Below are 17843 nucleotides of genomic sequence, written 5' to 3' on the forward strand. Positions count from 1 at the left end.
CTCGAAGGATGCGGAAGTTAGACCTCTTCGACACTGCTCGGCTCGCGCCGACCCAGGTCGATCCCCAGTTCTTCCGCAGCGCGGAAAACGTCTTCGTCGCTGTCGCGCATCTCGATGGACATACCGTCACTGGACAGCACCTCCACATTCAGACAGAGCGACTGCATCTCCTTGATGAGCACCTTGAAGGACTCGGGGATGCCCGGTTCGGGGATGTTCTCGCCCTTGACGATGGCCTCGTAGACCTTGACACGGCCCACCACGTCGTCGGACTTGATGGTGAGCAGCTCCTGGAGGGCGTAGGCGGCGCCGTAGGCCTCCAGCGCCCAGACCTCCATCTCACCGAAGCGCTGGCCGCCGAACTGCGCCTTACCGCCCAGCGGCTGCTGGGTGATCATGGAGTACGGGCCGGTGGAACGCGCGTGGATCTTGTCGTCCACCAGGTGGTGGAGCTTGAGGATGTACTTGTAGCCGACGGAGATCGGCTCGGCGAAGGGCTCGCCGGTACGGCCGTCGAAGAGGCGGGCCTTGCCGTCTTCGTTGATCAGGCGGTTGCCGTCGGCGTTGGGCCGGACCGACTGGATGAGGCCGCCCAGCTCGTCACCGCGCAGACCGTCGAAGACCGGCGTGGCCACCCGGGAGTCCGGCGGCGCCTCGGACGCCCCGATCTCCCGGAGGGACCGCTGCCAGGCCTCCTCGGCGCCCTCGACCAGCCAGCCGTTCTTGGCCATCCACCCCAGGTGGACCTCCAGGACCTGGCCGACGTTCATACGGCCGGGGACGCCCAGCGGGTTGAGGATGATGTCGATCGGCGTGCCGTCCTCCAGGAAGGGCATGTCCTCCTGGGGCAGGATCTTGGCGATGACGCCCTTGTTGCCGTGGCGCCCGGCGAGCTTGTCGCCGTCGGTGATCTTGCGCTTCTGGGCGACGTAGACACGGACCATCTCGTTGACACCGGGGGCGAGCTCGTCGCCGTCCTCGCGCCTGAACACGCGCACACCGATGACCTTGCCGGTCTCACCGTGCGGGACCTTCAGGGAGGTGTCGCGGACCTCGCGGGCCTTCTCACCGAAGATGGCGCGCAGCAGGCGCTCCTCCGGGGTCAGCTCGGTCTCGCCCTTGGGGGTGACCTTGCCGACGAGGATGTCGCCGTCGACGACCTCGGCACCGATCCTGATGATGCCCCGGTCGTCGAGGTCGGCGAGGACCTCCTCGCTGACGTTGGGGATCTCCCGGGTGATCTCCTCCGGGCCCAGCTTGGTGTCGCGGGCGTCGACCTCGTGCTCCTCGATGTGGACCGAGGAGAGGACGTCGTCCTGGACCAGGCGCTGGGAGAGGATGATCGCGTCCTCGTAGTTGTGGCCCTCCCAGGACATGTAGGCCACGAGCAGGTTCTTGCCCAGCGACATCTCGCCCTGGTCAGTGGAGGGTCCGTCGGCGAGGACCTCCTTCTCCTCGACCCGCTGGCCCTCCTGGACGATCGGCCGCTGGTTGAAGCAGGTCCCCTGGTTGGAGCGCTGGAACTTGTGCAGCCGGTAGGTCTTGCGCGTGCCGTCGTCGGCCATCACCGTGACGTAGTCGGCGGTGACGTCCTCGACCACACCGGCCTTCTCGGCGAGGAGGACGTCGCCGGCGTCGGTGGCCGCGCGGTACTCCATGCCGGTGCCGACGTAGGGCGCTTCGGCGCGCAGCAGCGGCACGGCCTGGCGCTGCATGTTGGACCCCATGAGCGCACGGTTGGCGTCGTCGTGCTCCAGGAACGGGATCATGGCCGTGGCGACCGACACCATCTGGCGCGGCGACACGTCCAGGTAGTCGACCACCTCCGAACCGACCTGCTCGAACTCTTCGCCCTTGTGGCGCACGAGGACCTGCGACTCGGTGAAGGTCCCGTCCGCGTTCAGCGGGGTGTTCGCCTGGCCGATGACGAACCGGTCCTCCTCGTCGGCGGTGAGGTAGTCGACCTGGTCGGTGACCCGGCCGTCCTGCACCCGGCGGTAGGGGGTCTCCACGAAGCCGAAGGAGTTGACCCGGCCATAGGCGGCCAGCGAGCCGATGAGGCCGATGTTGGGGCCCTCAGGGGTCTCGATCGGGCACATGCGGCCGTAGTGGGAGGCGTGGACGTCCCGGACCTCGAAGCCCGCACGCTCCCGGGACAGACCACCCGGACCCAGCGCCGAGAGGCGGCGCTTGTGGGTCAGACCCGCCAGCGGGTTGGTCTGGTCCATGAACTGGGAGAGCTGCGAGGTACCGAAGAACTCCTTGATGGAGGCGACGACCGGACGGATGTTGATCAGGGTCTGCGGCGTGATCGCCTCGACGTCCTGGGTGGTCATCCGCTCGCGGACGACGCGCTCCATGCGGGCCAGGCCCAGGCGGACCTGGTTCTGGATGAGCTCGCCGACGGTGCGCAGGCGGCGGTTGCCGAAGTGGTCGATGTCATCGGTCTCGATCCGGCGGGGGCCGAGGTCGGTCTCCTTCTCGACCTCGCCGGCGTGCAGGCGCACGAGGTAGTCGATGGTGGAGACGATGTCCTCTTCGGTGAGCGTGCCCTGGGTGTAGTCGGCGTCCAGGGAGAGCTTCTTGTTGATCTTGTACCGGCCGACCTTGGCGAGGTCGTAGCGCTTGGGGTTGAAGTAGAGGTTCTCCAGCAGCGCCTGGGCCGACTCCTTCGTGGGCGGCTCTCCGGGGCGGAGCTTGCGGTAGATGTCCAGCAGGGCGTCGTCCGTACCGGCGGTGGGGTCCTTCTCCAGCGTGTTGCGGATGGACTCGTACTGGCCGAAGCGCTCCAGGATCTGGTCGGTGGTCCAGCCCAGCGCCTTGAGCAGGACGGTGACGCCCTGCTTGCGCTTGCGGTCGATACGCACGCCGACGAAGTCGCGCTTGTCGACCTCGAACTCGAGCCAGGCGCCACGGGACGGGATGACCTTGCAGCCGAACAGGTCCTTGTCCGAACTCTTGTCGACGGAGCGGTCGAAGTAGACGCCCGGGGAGCGGACCAGTTGGGACACGACGACACGCTCGGTGCCGTTGATGATGAAGGTGCCCTTGTCGGTCATGAGCGGGAAGTCGCCCATGAACACCGTCTGGCTCTTGATCTCACCGGTGTCGTTGTTGATGAACTCCGCAGTGACGAACATCGGAGCGGAGTAGGTCGCGTCCCGTTCCTTGCACTCGTCCACGGTGTTCTTGGGCGGCTCGAACCTGTGGTCCCGGAACGACAAGGACATCGTGCCCGAGAAGTCCTCGATCGGACTGATCTCCTCGAAGATCTCTTCGAGACCGGACTGCTCCGGAACGCCCTTGTCGCCGGCGTTTCGGGCCGTGTCGACCCGATTCTTCCACTTCTCGTTTCCTAGCAGCCAGTCGAACGACACGGTCTGCAGGTCGAGCAGGTCCGGAACCTCGAGCGGTTCCTGGATACGGGCGAAGGAAACGCGGCGCGGACCAAGGGCGTTAGCGGAGGCGTTGCGCGAGGCTGCCAACAGGGGTCCTTCCGAAGGCTTGTGGCGGTTGATGCGCGCACGCCAGACGATCCATCACGGGAAGGACCGCCGCAACACTGTTGAGACGGTCGCATCGAGCGGGAGCGGGCTACCGTGTCCAGACGAAAATCAGATGACGGAAGCCGTACACCGACACAGGGATCACCAAAGGGCAGCGCAAAAGGTCAGTGTAGCCGAACACCACACTGCTGTCCACTCACGGTCCCTTGCGGTCCCTTGGGCGCCACTCACGACACCCGAAGGATCACCCCTGACGGCCGATCCGTCAAGCCCGTGGACCACGGTTGACCATGGACGAACCGCGCTGCCCGCCCTGCGCCCCAAGGGGGTCGGAGCCTTCGGACATCCGAGAGGATTCCCTCCGCCGGGCCGGGTAAACACTCCGCCCCGACCGCGTCAAGATTCCCAGGACGGGAGATTACCCTGCCGAAGGGACACTTCGCACTCCCGCGACCGCCCCAGCTTCGCACACGACGGTGCCGTCGCCCGGCAGACACGGCCCGACCGCAGGACATACGAGAACGCGGCCGCCCCTTTCTGGAGAAAGGGACGGCCGCGTCGAGCAGACCAGCGGACCCGTCGGGCCCGCTCAGGACCTACTTGAGGGTGACCTTGGCACCGGCGCCCTCGAGGGCTTCCTTGGCCTTCTCGGCGGCCTCCTTGTTGACGCCCTCCATGAGCGGCTTGGGAGCGTTGTCGACGAGGTCCTTGGCCTCCTTGAGGCCCAGGCTGGTGAGGCTGCGGACCTCCTTGATGACCTGGATCTTCTTGTCGCCGGCACCCTCGAGGATGACGTCGAACTCGTCCTTCTCGGGCTCGGCCTCGGCGGCGGCACCGCCACCGCCGGGGCCGGCGGCGACGACGGCGGCCGGGGCGGCGGCCTCGACGTCGAACTTCTCCTCGAACTGCTTCACGAACTCGGAGAGCTCAAGGAGGGTCATCTCCTCGAACGCGGCAAGCAGGTCCTCGGTGCTGAGCTTCGCCATGGTGCGATCTCTCTTTCTCTACTGACACGCGTGCCCGGGGCACCGCGTGCGAGGCGTGTGGCGGGAGCCGACGGCCCCCACCGGGGTTCGGGGTGTCTAGGCGGCTTCCTCTTCGCGCTTGTCCGCAAGAGCCTGCGCCAGGCGCACGGTCTTGAGCGGAAGCGCCTGGAAGACGGCGGCGGCCTGGCCCTGCTTGGCCTTGAGCGCACCGGCCATCTTCGAGAGAAGCACCTCGCGGGACTCCAGGTCGGCCAGCTTGGTGACGTCCTCGGCGGACATCGACTTGCCGTCGATGACAGCGCCCTTGATCACCAGGGGCTCGTTCGCCTTCGCGAAGTCACGCAGACCCTTGGCGGCCTCGACCACGTCGCCGTGGACGAAGGCGATGGCGGAGGGGCCCTGGAGGAGGTTCTTGATCTCCTCGTCGAGGCCCGCCTCGTCCACCGCGATCTTGGTCAGCGTGTTCTTGACGATGCGAAAACGCGCACTCTGGCCGAGGGCGCGGCGGAGCTCGTTGAGCCCGGCCACGCTGAGTCCCCGGTATTCGGTCAGCACGGCGCCGTTGGACTCACGGAACTCCTCCGTGAGCTCGGCGACCGCGGCTGCCTTGTCCGGCCTCGCCATGGGACTCCTTCCAACAGTGAACGCTGGTTGGTCCCCAAGGACCCGCGCGAGCGGGCGTCAGCACGAGAAAGGCCCCGAGCGCCAGGCGCACGGGGCACGACCGCGTCCGCGGGGCGCGGGAACGCGCACCCGGAACGGGAAAGCTCTGAGTGACACCTGCGCGGGCGCCCACCTGGTGGGTCCTTAGGTCACCCGTCGGGGTGACGACCAGCGGTCTTCGGCAAGTCCCCATCGTACCGGACCCGGAGGGGTGCTCGTGATGACTTGCGGGGCCCGTGCCACCGGCACCACGAAACCTTCCCGAACCCCCGCCGTCGAACGGGTCAACCCGCTCCCCCGGCTGAAGAAGGCACGCACATGAAGACCGGTACACCGGACGCGCTCAGCGCCGGTGCCCTCGCTCCGCCCCTCACCGCCTACGGCGGCAGCGAACCGGAAGGCACAACCGCCTCCGAAGGCTCCTCACAAGGCTCCGGGGCCACCAGCGTCCTCGGCCTCGTCGACGGGTGGGCCGCCAGCACAGCGGAGCTCACCGACCGCACCGTCGAGGCCGACATCGTCCTGACCGGGCCGGAGGCGGTCAAGATCTCCATCACCATGGAGGTCATGGACGACCCGGGGGCGGTCCGGACGTCCACGTACATGCCTTTCATGGCCGAGACGGTGCGGGGCATGGCCGAACTCCAAGGGCAGGACGTCGAGGGCCTGCCCCCTGAGGAACCCGGCACCACGACCGTGACCACCCTCCCCGACGGTACGACGTTCCCCTCCGACCACACCGGGCTCCGGGGCGCGGACACCCCGTGGGTCCGGGACGGGTCCGGCACCCGGGTGGAGATCTCGGACCAGAATTTCGACCGCGAGGACCTGGGCTCCCCGTACTCCGCGCTCACCGGCATCGACCCCTTCGAGGAAACGGGGACCGCGGAGGTCGCGGCGTCCCGGCCCCCGGGTCGAGGGCACGCTGACCGCCGAGCAGTACACGGCCCTGCCCCCGGAACAGCAGGAGATCTTCGGCTCGATGAACGGTTCCGGTGGCGTCAGGGAGGTGTCGGTGTGGATCAGCGACGACGGCTTCCCCATGCGCGTCGACTACGGCAGCGGCCAGGACATGACCTCCCTGGCCTCCTCGAACCTGGACGAGACCTCCTTCGAGGTCCCCTCCGAAGGCGACATCCTCGACCTCTAGGCGTCGGCCCGCACAGGCACGGTGAACGAAGGCGGCCCCCGGATCCCTGTGGATCCGGGGGCCGCCGCGCGTCTGCGTGAAGGCTAGGCGTCGAGCGGGATGCTCGGGCCCATGGTCGTGGTGACCACGGCCTTCTTGATGTAGCGGCCCTTGGCGGCGGACGGCTTGAGGCGGTTCACCTCGTCGATCGCGGCCTGGTAGTTCTCCACCAGCTTGGCGTCGTCGAAGGAGACCTTGCCGATGATGAAGTGCAGGTTCCCGTGGCGGTCCACGCGGAACTCGATCTTGCCGCCCTTGATGTCGGTCACGGCCTTGGCCACGTCCGGGGTGACGGTGCCCGTCTTGGGGTTGGGCATGAGGCCGCGCGGACCGAGCACGCGGCCCAGACGGCCGACCTTGCCCATGAGGTCCGGGGTGGCCACGACGGCGTCGAAGTCCAGGAAGCCGTTCTGGATCTCCTGGACGAGGTCGTCGTCGCCGACGTAGTCGGCGCCGGCGGCGCGAGCCTGCTCCGCACGCTCACCGGTCGCGAAGACCAGGACCCGAGCGGTCTTGCCGGTGCCGTTGGGCAGGTTCACGGTGCCGCGGACCATCTGGTCGGCCTTGCGCGGGTCGACACCCAGGCGCAGGGCGACCTCGACGGTGGCGTCGAACTTGACGCGGGTGGTCTCCTTGGCCAGCTTCACGGCCTCGACGGGCCCGTAGAGCCGGTCGCGGTCCACCAGCTCGGCGGCTTTGCGGTGGTTCTTGCTGCGCTTCACGCTGTTCTCCTCAGGAACGTGTGGTATCCGGGCCAGCGCATGGCCCTGCCACGGTGGGTTCTCGTCGTCGTCCCGCCATCCGGGTCCGGGACCCGGCGGGGCGCGAGGGCTACTTGACCTCGATGCCCATCGAGCGGGCGGTGCCGGCCACGATCTTGGCGGCGGCCTCGACGTCGTCGGTGTTGAGGTCGGGCAGCTTGGTCTGCGCGATCTCGCGGCACTGCTCGGCGGTGATCGAACCGGCGGTGCTGCGGCCCGGGTCGGTGGCGGCCTTGTCCAGGCCCGCGGCCTTGAGGATCAGCTTCGGCGCCGGGGGCGTCTTGGTGACGAAGCTGAAGGAGCGGTCCTCGTAGATGGAGATCTCTACGGGGATGACGTTGCCGCGCTGGGCCTCCGTGGCAGCGTTGTACTGCTTGCAGAAGTCCATGATGTTGACGCCGTGCGGACCGAGGGCGGTACCGACGGGCGGCGCCGGGGTGGCCTGACCGGCGGGAAGCTGCACCTTGACGAGTGCGGCCAGTTTCTTCTTCGGAGGCATATCGGGTCCTTTGCCTGATGTGCGATGTGTGCTGGTCCCTCACCTCCCGGTGGAGCCGGGGACGGTCGTGGACCGCCGGGCGCCGTCGCCGGGGAGGAGCGTGCCGCAGCCGCGACCGCGGGGCCCACCGGGACCGGGCGGGCCGGAGCGCCCCGCCGTGGGCGGAGCACACGAGACGGGTCCGCCCGGGGGCGGACCCGTCAAGTCTACGCCGATCGGGCCGCGGCCCGAACGCGTCAGATCTTGGCGACCTGGTTGAACGAGAGCTCGACCGGGGTCTCACGACCGAAGATCGACACGAGCACCTTGAGCTTGTGCGTCTCCGGGTTGATCTCGCTGACCGTCGCGGGCAGGGTCGCGAACGGCCCCTCCATGACGGTGACGGACTCGCCGACCTCGTAGGCGACGTCGGAGCGGCCCGCGCCGCCCGCGGCGGCCTTGGCCTGCTGCGCCTGCTCCGGCTCCTCCTCCTGCTCGGGCGCCAGGAGCTTGGCGACCTCGGTGAGGCTGAGCGGGGCGGGCTTGTTGGACAGGCCCACGAAACCGGTCACCCCGGGGGTGTTGCGGATCGCCGACCACGACTCGTCGGTGAGGTCCATGCGGACGAGCACGTAGCCGGGCAGGACCTTCTCCACGACCTGCTGGCGTTTGCCGCTCTTGACCTCGGTGACCTCGTGTTCGGGCACCTCGACCTGGAAGATGTAGTCCTCCATGTTGAGGGACTGGGTGCGGCTCTCCACGTTGGCCTTCACGCGCTTCTCGTAGCCCGCGTAGGTGTGCACCACGTACCAGTCGCCCGGCAGCAGGACGAGTTCGCTTCTGAACTCCTCGACGGGGTCGAGCTTGGGCTCATCCGCCTCGGCGGCTGCGCCGTTGGCCTCCGCCTCGTCGGCGTCCTCCCGGTCTGCTTCGGTGTCGGCCCGGTCGACCGTGTCCGCCGACCGCTCGTCCTCGGGGCCGGTCTCTTCCGCCGACGACTGATGACCCGGCTCCTCTTCGGGGAAGTCGTCAGAGGTCAGTGGGGACTCGGACACGGCTGCTCTTTCTCTCGTCGGATGCGCTGCGGACGGGCCGACGCGCACCGGTCAGCGGCCGACGTCGAACCCGGTCCTGCCAGCTTAAGGTCTGTCGGTTCGGGATGGGACCAGGCAGCAGACACCGGGACGGCACGGCGCCCGCGCCGTGCCCCCGCCATGGTTTAAGGCCTGTCCTTGGACGTGGTGCTTACCTCAGGGGGTGTGCCGAAGGTTCCCTTTCCCCGGGCGTCCGAGCACGAACCGAAGCGGAGGTTCAAAGAAAACACCGTCTAGTCGCCGCGGCTCCGCATGAAGGCGCCCGCACCGATGAGAACGGCCATGACACCGGTGGCGATGCTGGTCCACAGACCCAGCCCCCGGAACTCGCCCTCGGGGCTGAACCCGGAGTAGAGCCAGGTGATGAGCTCGGCGAAGACGAAGTCGGCGAGGGAGACGTAGCTCAGGACCAGGACCACGAACACCAGCACGACGATGGTGTAGGTGATCAGCTCGCGCCGCGTGGGCCAGCGAACCTTGCGCAGCTCCTCGGCGACCTGCTTGGTGAAGTTCCAAGGGTTGTTGCGACGCTGGGGCTCCTTGCCCGACTTGGCGTCGGCGTCAGTCTGGGTCACCTGGGGTCCTTAGGGTCGCGGGCCATGGAACATCCCCGTAAACTCCCGCACGGTGTGCCGACCCGGGTCGGCACACCGTGCGCTTGCAGGGCAGGAGGGACTCGAACCCCCAACCGCCGGTTTTGGAGACCGGTGCTCTGCCAATTGAGCCACTGCCCTCGACGGAAACTGCGTTTCCACCATAGCCGGTCGACCGCGGCTACGCACACCATCACGGCCCGCGATGCCGTGAACCGGCTCGACGCGAACGAGTGTATGCGCACGGCCCGCCGCGGACAAACCCGCCCCTCCCCCCAGCGCACGGCCGCAGCGCACCACTGCGGCCTGCTACCCTCCCGCCACCACCGGGGGCGTGCACGTGACACCATAGGGCCCATGACTGAGCGACCCCGAGTCTCTGCACGTATCAGCGCCATCTCCGAGTCCGCCACCCTCGCCGTCGACGCGAAGGCCAAGGCCATGAAGGCGGAGGGACGTCCCGTCATCGGCTTCGGCGCGGGAGAGCCCGACTTCCCGACCCCCGACTACATCGTCGAGGCCGCTGTCGAGGCCGCGCGCGAACCGCGCTTCCACCGCTACACCCCCGCCGGCGGGCTCCCCGAACTGAAGAAGGCGATCGCCGAGAAGACCGCCCGGGACTCCGGCTACCAGGTCGAGCCCGCCCAGGTCCTGGTGACCAACGGCGGCAAGCAGGCCATCTACGAGGCCTTCGCCGCCCTGCTCGACCCGGGGGACGAGGTCATCGTGGTGGCCCCCTACTGGACCACCTACCCCGAGTCGATCAAGCTCGCGGGCGGCGTCCCCGTCTTCGTCACCACCGACGAGAGCACCGGCTACATGGCCGGGGTCGAACAACTGGAGGCGGCACGCACCGAGCGCACCAAGGTCCTGGTGTTCGTCTCCCCCTCCAACCCGACCGGTGCGGTCTACCCGCGCGAGCAGGTCCGCGCCATCGGCCAGTGGGCCCTGGAGCACGACCTGTGGGTGCTGACCGACGAGATCTACGAGCACCTGGTCTACGGCGACACCGAGTTCTCCTCGATGCCCGTCGAGGTCCCCGAGCTGGCCGACCGCACCGTGGTCGTCAACGGCGTCGCCAAGACCTACGCGATGACCGGCTGGCGCGTGGGGTGGATCATCGGCCCGAAGGACGTCGTCAAGGCGGCGGGCAACCTCCAGTCGCACGCCACCTCCAACGTGGCCAACGTCTCGCAGGCCGCCGCCCTGGCAGCGGTCTCCGGCAGCCTGGACGCCGTGGCGACGATGCGCGAGTCCTTCGACCGCCGCCGCCGGACCATCGTGCGCATGCTCAACGAGATCGACGGCGTGGTCTGCCCCGAACCGCAGGGCGCCTTCTACGCCTACCCGTCCGTGAAGGGCGTCCTCGGCAAGGAGATCCGCGGCAGGACGCCCGCCACCTCCGCCGAGCTGGCCGAGCTCATCCTGGAGGAGGCCGAGGTCGCCGTGGTCCCGGGCGAGGCCTTCGGCACCCCCGGCTACCTCCGGCTGTCCTACGCGCTCAGCGACGAGGACCTCGCCGAGGGTGTGAGCCGCGTCCAGAAGCTGCTGGCCGAGGCCCGCTAGCTTCGAACCCGCGCTGCGCTTCGCAGCGGATCGTGGTGAGGGAGCAGGCGGGTGTGCCCTCCGGCCGGCGCCGGAGGGCACACCCGCGTCCGGCCGCCGTTTCCGCGCGAGTCCGCTCAACCCGGTACCGCCGGTGGCGCGGATACGGCAGAGTTGGTTCATGGAGAGACCGACCAGCACCCGCCGGTTGGACCGGCTGCCCAAAGCACACCTGCACCTGCACTTCACCGGGTCGATGCGCCACTCGACCCTCGTGGAACTCGCGGACGAGAACGGGGTCCGCCTGCCCCAGGCACTGGTCGACGAGTGGCCGCCCCGCCTGCGCGGCACCGACGAGCGCGGCTGGTTCCGCTTCCAGCGCCTCTACGACATCGCCCGCTCCGCCCTGCGCCGTCCCGAGGACGTGTACCGGCTGCTGCGCGAGACGGCCGAGGACGAGCGCGACGCGGGTTCGGGCTGGCTGGAGATCCAGGTGGACCCCAGCGGCTACGCCTCCCGTTTCGGCGGCCTGACCCCCACCCTGGAACTGGTGCTGGAGGCCGCCCGAGCGGCCGAGCACGCGACCGGGGTGCCGGTGGGCCTGATGGTGGCGGCCAACCGCACGAAGCACCCTCTGGAGGCCAAGGTGCTGGCCCGTCTGGCCCGGCAGTACGCGGGCCGGGGCGTGGTCTCCTTCGGCCTGAACAACGACGAGCGCAAGGGGCGTGCCCGGGAGTTCGAGGGGGCGTTCCGCATCGCCCGGCGCGCGGGGCTGCTGTTAGCACCCCACGGCGGCGAGCTCCAGGGGCCGCGCAGCATCCGGGAGTGCCTGGACGAACTGGGGGCCGACCGTGTCGGGCACGGCGTCCGTGCCGTAGAGGACCCCTATCTGGTGGAGCGCATCGCCACGCAGGGCGTCACCCTGGAGATCTGTCCCACCTCCAACATCGGACTGGGGGTGTTCGAGCGGCTGGAGCACATGCCGCTGCGCCGGCTCTTCGACGCGGGGGTCCCCATCGCTCTGGGAACGGACGACCCGCTGCTCTTCGGACCGCGCCTGGTGGAGCAGTACGCGATCGCGCGCGAGGTGTTCGGTTTCACCGACGCCGAACTGGCCGAACTGGCCCGGATGTCCGTGCGGGGTTCGGCCGCGCCGGAGGCGGTGCGCAAGGAACTCCTGGCCGGGATCGACGCCTGGTTGGCGGCTCCCCCCGGGGGTCAGGACAGGAGCAGCCAGAGACCCTGAAGGAGCATGGCGGCGCCCGCGGCGAAGAACAGGACCGCCGCACCGAGCCGGATGGCGCGTTCGGGGAGCTTCTTGCCCAGGACGGCGCCGAGCGCGATGGCCGCGGCGTCGGCCGCGACCATGCCGACCGTGGAGCCGATCCACACCGGCAGCCAGTCGTACCGGGTGCCGACGGTGATGGTGGTGAGCATGGTCTTGTCACCGAATTCGGCGACCAGGAACACCACGACGACGGTGAGCAGAGCGGAACGGATGCGCCGGGAGGCGGCGCGCTCCTCGTCCCGCTCGGTCATCTCGTCACCGCGCAGGGTCCAGAGGCCGAAGAAGAGGAAGGCCAGGCCCGCGGCGAGGGTCAGCCAGTCGGTGGGCAGGCTCGCGCCGAGGACCTCGGCGATCATGACGCTGGCGACGTGGACGAGCGCCGTGGCCAGGGTGATCCCGAGCAGGACCGTGCCCACCCGGTACCGGGTGGCCAGGGACATCGCCACGAGCTGGGTCTTGTCGCCCATCTCGGCGACGAGGACGGCAACGGTGCTCGCCACGATTCCCGCCATGAACGCCGTCACGCCGTCTCCCTTTCCGTTCTTTTTTCGACCATAGAACAGAAAGAAAGAGAACGGCAATTCATTGCCGGAATGAATTCATTTTCAAGGAGTGACTGAAAAAGAAGTTGGTCGCACAGAACACGAGAATTCGGTGCGGCTGACCACGCTGTTCGCGCCGCCACGCCGGAGAACGGGTGCGGGACCACCGCGGTCCCGCACCCGGGACGACGCCCTATTCCGGGCGGGAACTCCCCGGGGAAACCCTCACAGGGAAACGCCCACCATGACGGGTTCGTTGACCAGACGCACGCCGAACGCCGCCTCGACCCCCGCCCGAACCTCACGGGCCAGGTCCAACAGGTCCTCCGTGGTGGCACCGCCGGGGTTGGTGAGCGCCAGGGTGTGTTTGCCGGAGATCCTGGCGGGCCCGGAGCCGTAGCCCTTGCCGAAGCCCGCCCTGTCGATCAGCCAGGCCGCGGAGAGCTTCACATTGCCGTGGCCGTCCGGATGGCCCGGAGGCTCCACGTCCGCACCGAGGCGCTCGGCGACCCGCTCGCGCACCGCCGCGAACCCCTCCTCCGACACCACCGGGTTGGTGAAGAACGACCCCGCGCTGCGCGTGTCGGGGTCCTCGGGGTCCAGGACCATGCCCTTGCCCGCGCGCAGTTTCAGGACGGTCTCACGCGCCTGTTCCAGAGGCACGCGGGCCCCCGCCTCCGTACCCAGGGCGCGGGCCACCTCCGCGTAGCGGATCGGGCGGCTGAGCCGGGACCGGCGCAGCACGAAGAGGACCTCGCACACCACGTAGCGGTCCGAGCCCTTGAACGCACTGTCGCGGTAGGTGAACCCGCACTCGGCGTTGGTCATGGCCCGCCGCTCCCCGCTCACGCGGTCGTGGACCAGCACCTCGCGCACGGTCTCGGAGACATCCTGGCCGTAGGCCCCCACGTTCTGGATCGGGGTGGAGCCGACCCGCCCGGGGATCCCCGACAGGAACTCGATACCGCTGAGCCCCTCCCCGACGGTGCGCTCGACCAGCGGGTCCCACCCCACTCCGGCGTCGGCCCGCAGCAGGACCGTCTCCTCCCCCGTCTCCGGGTCGCGTCCCTCCCCTGTGAGGGACACCCCCTGGGAGTCGACGTGCACCACGGTCCCCGCGAAGCCGGCGTCGGCGACCACCAGGTTGCTGCCGCCGCCCAGGACGAGGACCGGCGTACCGGCGCGGTCCGCCTCGGACACCGCGCGCACCAGCGCCTCGGTGGTACCGGCGGCCACGAAAGTCCCGGCGGGGCCGCCCAGACCAAGCGTGGTGTAGTCGGAGAGCACGGCTCCGGCAAGCGTGGACACTGTTCTCCCCCTCAGGCCAGACGGACGAGCGCGGTGGACTTGGCCAGGACCTTGGCCCCGCCCGAGCGCGCGGTCAGGAGCACCGTGACTGTGCCGTCGTCGTTCTTGGCCCTGACCTTGCCGCCGACGGTGATCTCGGCACCGCTGTCGTCGTCGGGGACCACCACGGGCGCGGAGAAGCGCACGGAGTAGTCGACAACGGCCCCGGGGTCTCCGGCCCAGTCGGTGAGCACACGGCCCGCCTCGGCCATGGTGAACATGCCGTGCGCGATCACGTCGGGCAGGCCGACGGACTTGGCGAAGCGCTCGTTCCAGTGGATGGGGTTGAAGTCGCCCGAGGCCCCGGCGTAGCGCACCAGGTCCGCCCGCTCGACGGGGAAGGTCCGCTCGGGGAGTTCGGTGCCGACCTCGACGTCGGCGTGGCGCAGCCTGCTCACAGTCGTGTTCCTCACATTCGGCTGTTCGGGAGGGGAGGCCGCGGTCACTGGCCGCGGACGACGAGCATCATGCCCGCCGTGACGACGTGCTCACCACCGGCGTCCTCGGCCACGGTCTCCAGGGTGATCATCTCGTTCCCGCCGAGCGCCTTGACGTCGGTGATCCGTGTGATCGCAGTCAGCACGTCGCCCGCGTGCAGGGGACGGCTGTAGCGGAAGCCCTGGTCACCGTGCACGACCCGGGAGAAGTCCACCCCCAGCTCGGGGTCGGCCACGGCCTGCGCGGACCCCGCCATCCCGAGGATCACCGGGAAGGTCGGCGGCGCGATGACGTCGGGGTACCCGGCCGCCTTCGCCGCCTCCCGGTCGACGTAGACCGGGTTGGGGTCGTTGATCGCCTCGGCGAACTCGCGGATCTTGCCCCGGGTCACCTCGTAGGGCTCGGGCGCCGGGTACTCCCGGCCGAGGTAGTCGGCGTTGATCGCCACGTTCTCCCTCTCCTGCTTCTCCCGCCGGGGAAGGCCCCCGGCACAACGAACAGCCCGGCGAGCGCTGGACGCTCTCCGGGCTGGAGTCTATGCCGAACCTCCGGGTCGCTCACACGTTCACGACGCCGGGCCACGACACCGCGCGGAACCCTAGCGGGTCTCGCGGTGGTCGTGGTGCTTGCGGCAGTTCGGGCAGAACTTCTTGACAGTGAGACGGTCGGGGGTGTTCCGACGGTTCTTCCGCGTGATGTAGTTCCGGTGATTGCACTCCTGGCAGGCCAGGGTGATCTTCGGCCTCACGTCTGTGGCAGCCACTTCGGAGTGCCTTTCTCGCTGGAGACGATTTCTGAGCAGCAGAACACTGCAAAGGGCCCGCGACGACCCCTGAGGGGTGCCCCAGGGGTCAGCGGGTTGGTAGCGGAGGCCGGACTTGAACCGACGACACAGCGATTATGAGCCGCTTGCTCTACCGACTGAGCTACTCCGCCCCGATCTTCGGGAACAGTCCGGCAGGGACCGTCCCCCGGTTCAGGCCGGTAGTCGCGCCACCGGCCACCCACCTGAGTGGACCGGACCGCTTCAAGTGGTGGAGCCCCTTTACGGAATCGAACCGTAGACCTTCTCCTTACCATGGAGACGCTCTGCCGACTGAGCTAAAGGGGCGCGCTGCGAGGCCTTGTCTCGGCTGCCTCGGGGGCGTTGCCCCCTCGCGCTGGTCATGACTATACAGGGCTTCGGGGGTGGTCTGCCAAATCGAAGGCCCCGAACCGGTGGCGGCGCTCCCGCCCGCCCCCTCTCAGCGCCCACCGGTGCGGGGAAGGCCCAGCCCAGGGGGCCGCTCCGGCACTCCGCCTCACACGGCGCCTTCGGCCACCCACACGTTGGACATCGCATCGCGGTTGATCATGCGGATGGTGGCGGGCAGCCCCAGCCGGCGCAGGGCATCCGAGAGGCGGGTGTCGTGCGTGAACACGATGACCTGCCGGTGGCGCCCCGCCTCCGCCAGGACGCCGGCCAGGCCCTCCACGGTCTCGGTATCCATCGCCTGGACCGGGTCGTCGAGCATGAGAAAGCCGAAGGGGTTGCCCTCCACGAGGGCGCGCGGCAGGCAGATGGACAGTGCCAGCGCCTGGAACTCGCCCTGGCTGAGCAGTCCGGGCGCGCTGGTCTGGTCGCCCACCCCGTCCACGGCCACGTCCACCTCGACACGGCGCCGGGCACCCCTGCCGATCAGGCGCATGCCCTGGAGATCGATGTGGCGCTCCTGTCGCAGCCGATGCCAGACCTGCTCCGCCTGGCCCGCCACCGGTCCCAGGCGCTCGGAGCGCACCGCCCTGGCCTGTTCCGTGAGCCAGTCCAGTGCCGCCTCGGCCGGTGCCAGGCGGCCCCGGGCCGTGATCGCGTCGTCGGCGTCCTCCAGCCAGCCCGAGAGCCGCTCGGCCAGGTCCGCCCAGTCCCCGGCGGGGTCCTCCAGGCGCTCGGTCGCGTCCCTGCGGGCGCTGAGCGCCGCGGAGCGCAGCTGCCGGCCGACCGTCTCGATGTGCTCGGCCAACTCCCTCAGGTCGTCGATATCGGCACCGGACTCCCACAGGGCCCACACCTGTCCCAGTTCGCTCTCCGGCGGCAGCCAGGAGGGCAGCGGCGACAGCAGGAAGCGGGCCTGGTCGCGGGCGGCCTCGGCACGCTCGTAGGCGGCCGAGGCGGTCGCGGCCTGGGGGCGCAGGGCGCGCAGCTGGGCGTTGGCCCTGCGGACCCAGTCGGAGCCCAGGGCACCGGCCGTCGCGCACGTGGGACACGTGGTCTCCGTCGGGTGGCGCTGGTGGTGCTCCAGGGCCTGTTCGAGCAGCCGGACCACCCCGTGGGCATGGTCGCCCTTGGTCCCGGCGGCCATCGCCAGCTCCATGGCGGCCCCGCGCAGTTCGTTGACCACGTCGCTGATCACCACGCGCTCGGGGACCGCGAGACGGCGCAGCCTGCGCAGGACGAGGTGGAGTTCGGGATCGCTCGGCCCGTCGTCGGCCGCGAGACGGCGCAGGGCCTCCACATCCAGATCGGGCGAGGACAGGATCCGGACCGCCTGGGCGGCCCTGGGGTCGGACGCCCCCTTGAGGGCCTCCAGCAGGAGCCTGAGTTCGCGCGCGGGGCGGTCGCGGCGCTTGGCCAGTCCGGTGCACACGCGGGCCAGGCGGCGCTCGGCCTCGGCGAGCTCGCTGAGGCCGAGGAGGGCGGTGAGGGTGTCGTAGAGCTCGGCGGCCCGCCCGGTCACGGTGCGGCCGAGCTCGTCATAGGACAGGAAGGGCCGGTAGCGGACCAGGTGTTCGCCCCACGACAGGGTGCGCAGGGAGGAGACCTCGCCGCCGGGGTGGACGACCTCGCCCCGGGCCGAGCGCACGCTCTCGCCCGTCCACCGGCGGGTGACCCGGGTCGGCCCGGGGTCCCCGGCGATGTGCAGGTCGACGGTGGCCTCGGTGCGCTTGTCGTAGTGGAGGTTGCGCCAGCCGTCGCGCCACCCGGTGGGCATGGCGTCCCAGCGGGGGTTGCGGCCGGTGAGCGCGGCCTCGGCGGCCTCGGCGAAACTCGACTTGCCCGAACCGTTGCGGCCGACGATGACAGTGAGGCCCGGCCCGGGGGGAAAGGCGAGTTCGGCGGGCCTGCCGATCCCCCGGAAGCCCTGGACCCGGATCCCCGCCAGGTAGGCGCGGCGCATCGGCCCGGGGGGCGTCTCCGCCCCGGCCAGGCCGCTCTGGGGCGCGTCGGGGACCGACCGGCCGTCGAGGAGTGCCTCCAGGGCGTCGTCGCCCCACAGGGCCGCGGTGACCCACGACCGCGCCTCGCCGGGCGGCCCGGAGCGCGCCAGCGCGCCCAGGATCCGCTCCGTCGTGGGGTCGCCCGCGGGTACGGGAACGTCGCTTCCCGCGCCGCCATACGCCCCGGATACCCCTGTCACCCGCGCCACCCCGCTCCG

The 17843-nt window shown here is 69.7% G+C and carries 15 protein-coding genes, 3 tRNA genes and 1 pseudogene; 3 read left to right on the plus strand and 16 right to left on the minus strand.

Annotated features, from left to right (window positions below; genetic code table 11):
* Nucleotides 1-17: 17 nt before the first annotated feature.
* The 3 genes from rpoB to rplJ form a co-directional block, all read right to left on the minus strand.
* Nucleotides 18-3485, minus strand: a complete 3468-nt coding sequence (gene rpoB / locus B042_RS0100265; RefSeq protein ID WP_028646522.1) for a DNA-directed RNA polymerase subunit beta — start codon at nt 3483-3485, stop codon at nt 18-20.
* A 617-nt stretch (nt 3486-4102) separates the two neighbouring features.
* A complete protein-coding gene (gene rplL / locus B042_RS0100270; RefSeq protein WP_028646523.1) occupies nt 4103-4492 on the minus strand; it encodes a 50S ribosomal protein L7/L12 in 390 nt (129 codons plus the stop codon).
* 96 nt (nt 4493-4588) lie between these two features.
* Entirely contained in the window at nt 4589-5116 is a 528-nt protein-coding gene (gene rplJ, locus B042_RS0100275) for a 50S ribosomal protein L10 (protein WP_028646524.1), read from the minus strand.
* Between the two features lie 1021 nt (nt 5117-6137).
* On the opposite strand from rplJ, the gene B042_RS25480 reads away from it, so the two are divergent.
* The gene (locus B042_RS25480) at nt 6138-6305 is read left to right on the plus strand and encodes a hypothetical protein (protein WP_155988806.1); all 168 of its coding nucleotides are present in this window, start codon (nt 6138-6140) and stop codon (nt 6303-6305) included.
* 83 nt (nt 6306-6388) lie between these two features.
* Here the strand turns inward: B042_RS25480 and rplA are convergent, their stop codons facing one another.
* The 5 genes and pseudogenes from rplA to B042_RS0100310 all read right to left on the minus strand — a co-directional run bounded on the left by rplA (nt 6389) and on the right by B042_RS0100310 (nt 9411).
* Nucleotides 6389-7066 carry a 50S ribosomal protein L1 gene (gene rplA, locus B042_RS0100290; RefSeq protein WP_028646526.1) on the minus strand — a complete coding sequence of 226 codons (678 nt, stop codon included), beginning with the start codon at nt 7064-7066 and terminating at the stop codon, nt 6389-6391.
* A 109-nt stretch (nt 7067-7175) separates the two neighbouring features.
* Nucleotides 7176-7604, minus strand: coding sequence for a 50S ribosomal protein L11 (gene rplK, locus B042_RS0100295; protein ID WP_028646527.1), 429 nt, complete (start codon nt 7602-7604; stop codon nt 7176-7178).
* Nucleotides 7605-7840: 236 nt separating this feature from the next.
* On the minus strand, nt 7841-8638 hold the full coding sequence (nusG, locus tag B042_RS0100300; RefSeq protein ID WP_028646528.1) for a transcription termination/antitermination protein NusG: 798 nt from the start codon (nt 8636-8638) through the stop codon (nt 7841-7843).
* 380 nt (nt 8639-9018) lie between these two features.
* Nucleotides 9019-9252, minus strand: a pseudogene (gene secE, locus B042_RS21510) (preprotein translocase subunit SecE); the annotation flags it as partial.
* A gap of 86 nt (nt 9253-9338) precedes the next feature.
* Nucleotides 9339-9411, minus strand: a tRNA-Trp gene (locus tag B042_RS0100310).
* A 216-nt stretch (nt 9412-9627) separates the two neighbouring features.
* Between B042_RS0100310 and B042_RS0100315 the strand changes: the two genes are divergently transcribed.
* Together B042_RS0100315 and B042_RS0100320 are read left to right on the plus strand one after the other, a co-directional pair.
* Nucleotides 9628-10836 (plus strand): pyridoxal phosphate-dependent aminotransferase, encoded by a 1209-nt coding sequence (locus B042_RS0100315; RefSeq protein WP_028646529.1) that lies wholly within the window; start codon nt 9628-9630, stop codon nt 10834-10836.
* Between the two features lie 160 nt (nt 10837-10996).
* A complete protein-coding gene (locus B042_RS0100320; RefSeq protein ID WP_028646530.1) occupies nt 10997-12061 on the plus strand; it encodes an adenosine deaminase in 1065 nt (354 codons plus the stop codon).
* Here the strand turns inward: B042_RS0100320 and B042_RS0100325 are convergent.
* The 8 genes from B042_RS0100325 to B042_RS0100360 all read right to left on the minus strand — a co-directional run bounded on the left by B042_RS0100325 (nt 12034) and on the right by B042_RS0100360 (nt 17834).
* Nucleotides 12034-12615 (minus strand): TMEM165/GDT1 family protein, encoded by a 582-nt coding sequence (locus tag B042_RS0100325; RefSeq protein WP_369797654.1) that lies wholly within the window; start codon nt 12613-12615, stop codon nt 12034-12036. The two genes, B042_RS0100320 and B042_RS0100325, sit on opposite strands and share 28 nt — an antisense overlap.
* Nucleotides 12616-12870: 255 nt before the next feature.
* Nucleotides 12871-13953 (minus strand): UDP-N-acetylmuramate dehydrogenase, encoded by a 1083-nt coding sequence (locus B042_RS0100330; protein WP_028646532.1) that lies wholly within the window; start codon nt 13951-13953, stop codon nt 12871-12873.
* Between the two features lie 11 nt (nt 13954-13964).
* The gene (locus tag B042_RS0100335) at nt 13965-14390 is read right to left on the minus strand and encodes a MaoC family dehydratase (protein ID WP_028646533.1); all 426 of its coding nucleotides are present in this window, start codon (nt 14388-14390) and stop codon (nt 13965-13967) included.
* 44 nt (nt 14391-14434) lie between these two features.
* Nucleotides 14435-14878, minus strand: a complete 444-nt coding sequence (locus tag B042_RS0100340; protein WP_028646534.1) for a MaoC family dehydratase N-terminal domain-containing protein — start codon at nt 14876-14878, stop codon at nt 14435-14437.
* A 150-nt stretch (nt 14879-15028) separates the two neighbouring features.
* Complete coding sequence (rpmG, locus tag B042_RS0100345) at nt 15029-15193, minus strand: 50S ribosomal protein L33 (RefSeq protein WP_028646535.1); 165 nt, start codon at nt 15191-15193, stop codon at nt 15029-15031.
* A gap of 97 nt (nt 15194-15290) precedes the next feature.
* A tRNA-Met gene (locus B042_RS0100350) sits at nt 15291-15366 on the minus strand.
* Between the two features lie 99 nt (nt 15367-15465).
* Nucleotides 15466-15541 (minus strand) — tRNA-Thr (locus tag B042_RS0100355).
* 190 nt (nt 15542-15731) lie between these two features.
* Nucleotides 15732-17834, minus strand: a complete 2103-nt coding sequence (locus tag B042_RS0100360) for an ATP-binding protein (RefSeq protein WP_028646536.1) — start codon at nt 17832-17834, stop codon at nt 15732-15734.
* Between the last annotated feature and the right edge of the window lie 9 nt (nt 17835-17843).

Source organism: Nocardiopsis sp. CNT312 (assembly GCF_000515115.1).
GTDB lineage: Bacteria > Actinomycetota > Actinomycetes > Streptosporangiales > Streptosporangiaceae > Nocardiopsis.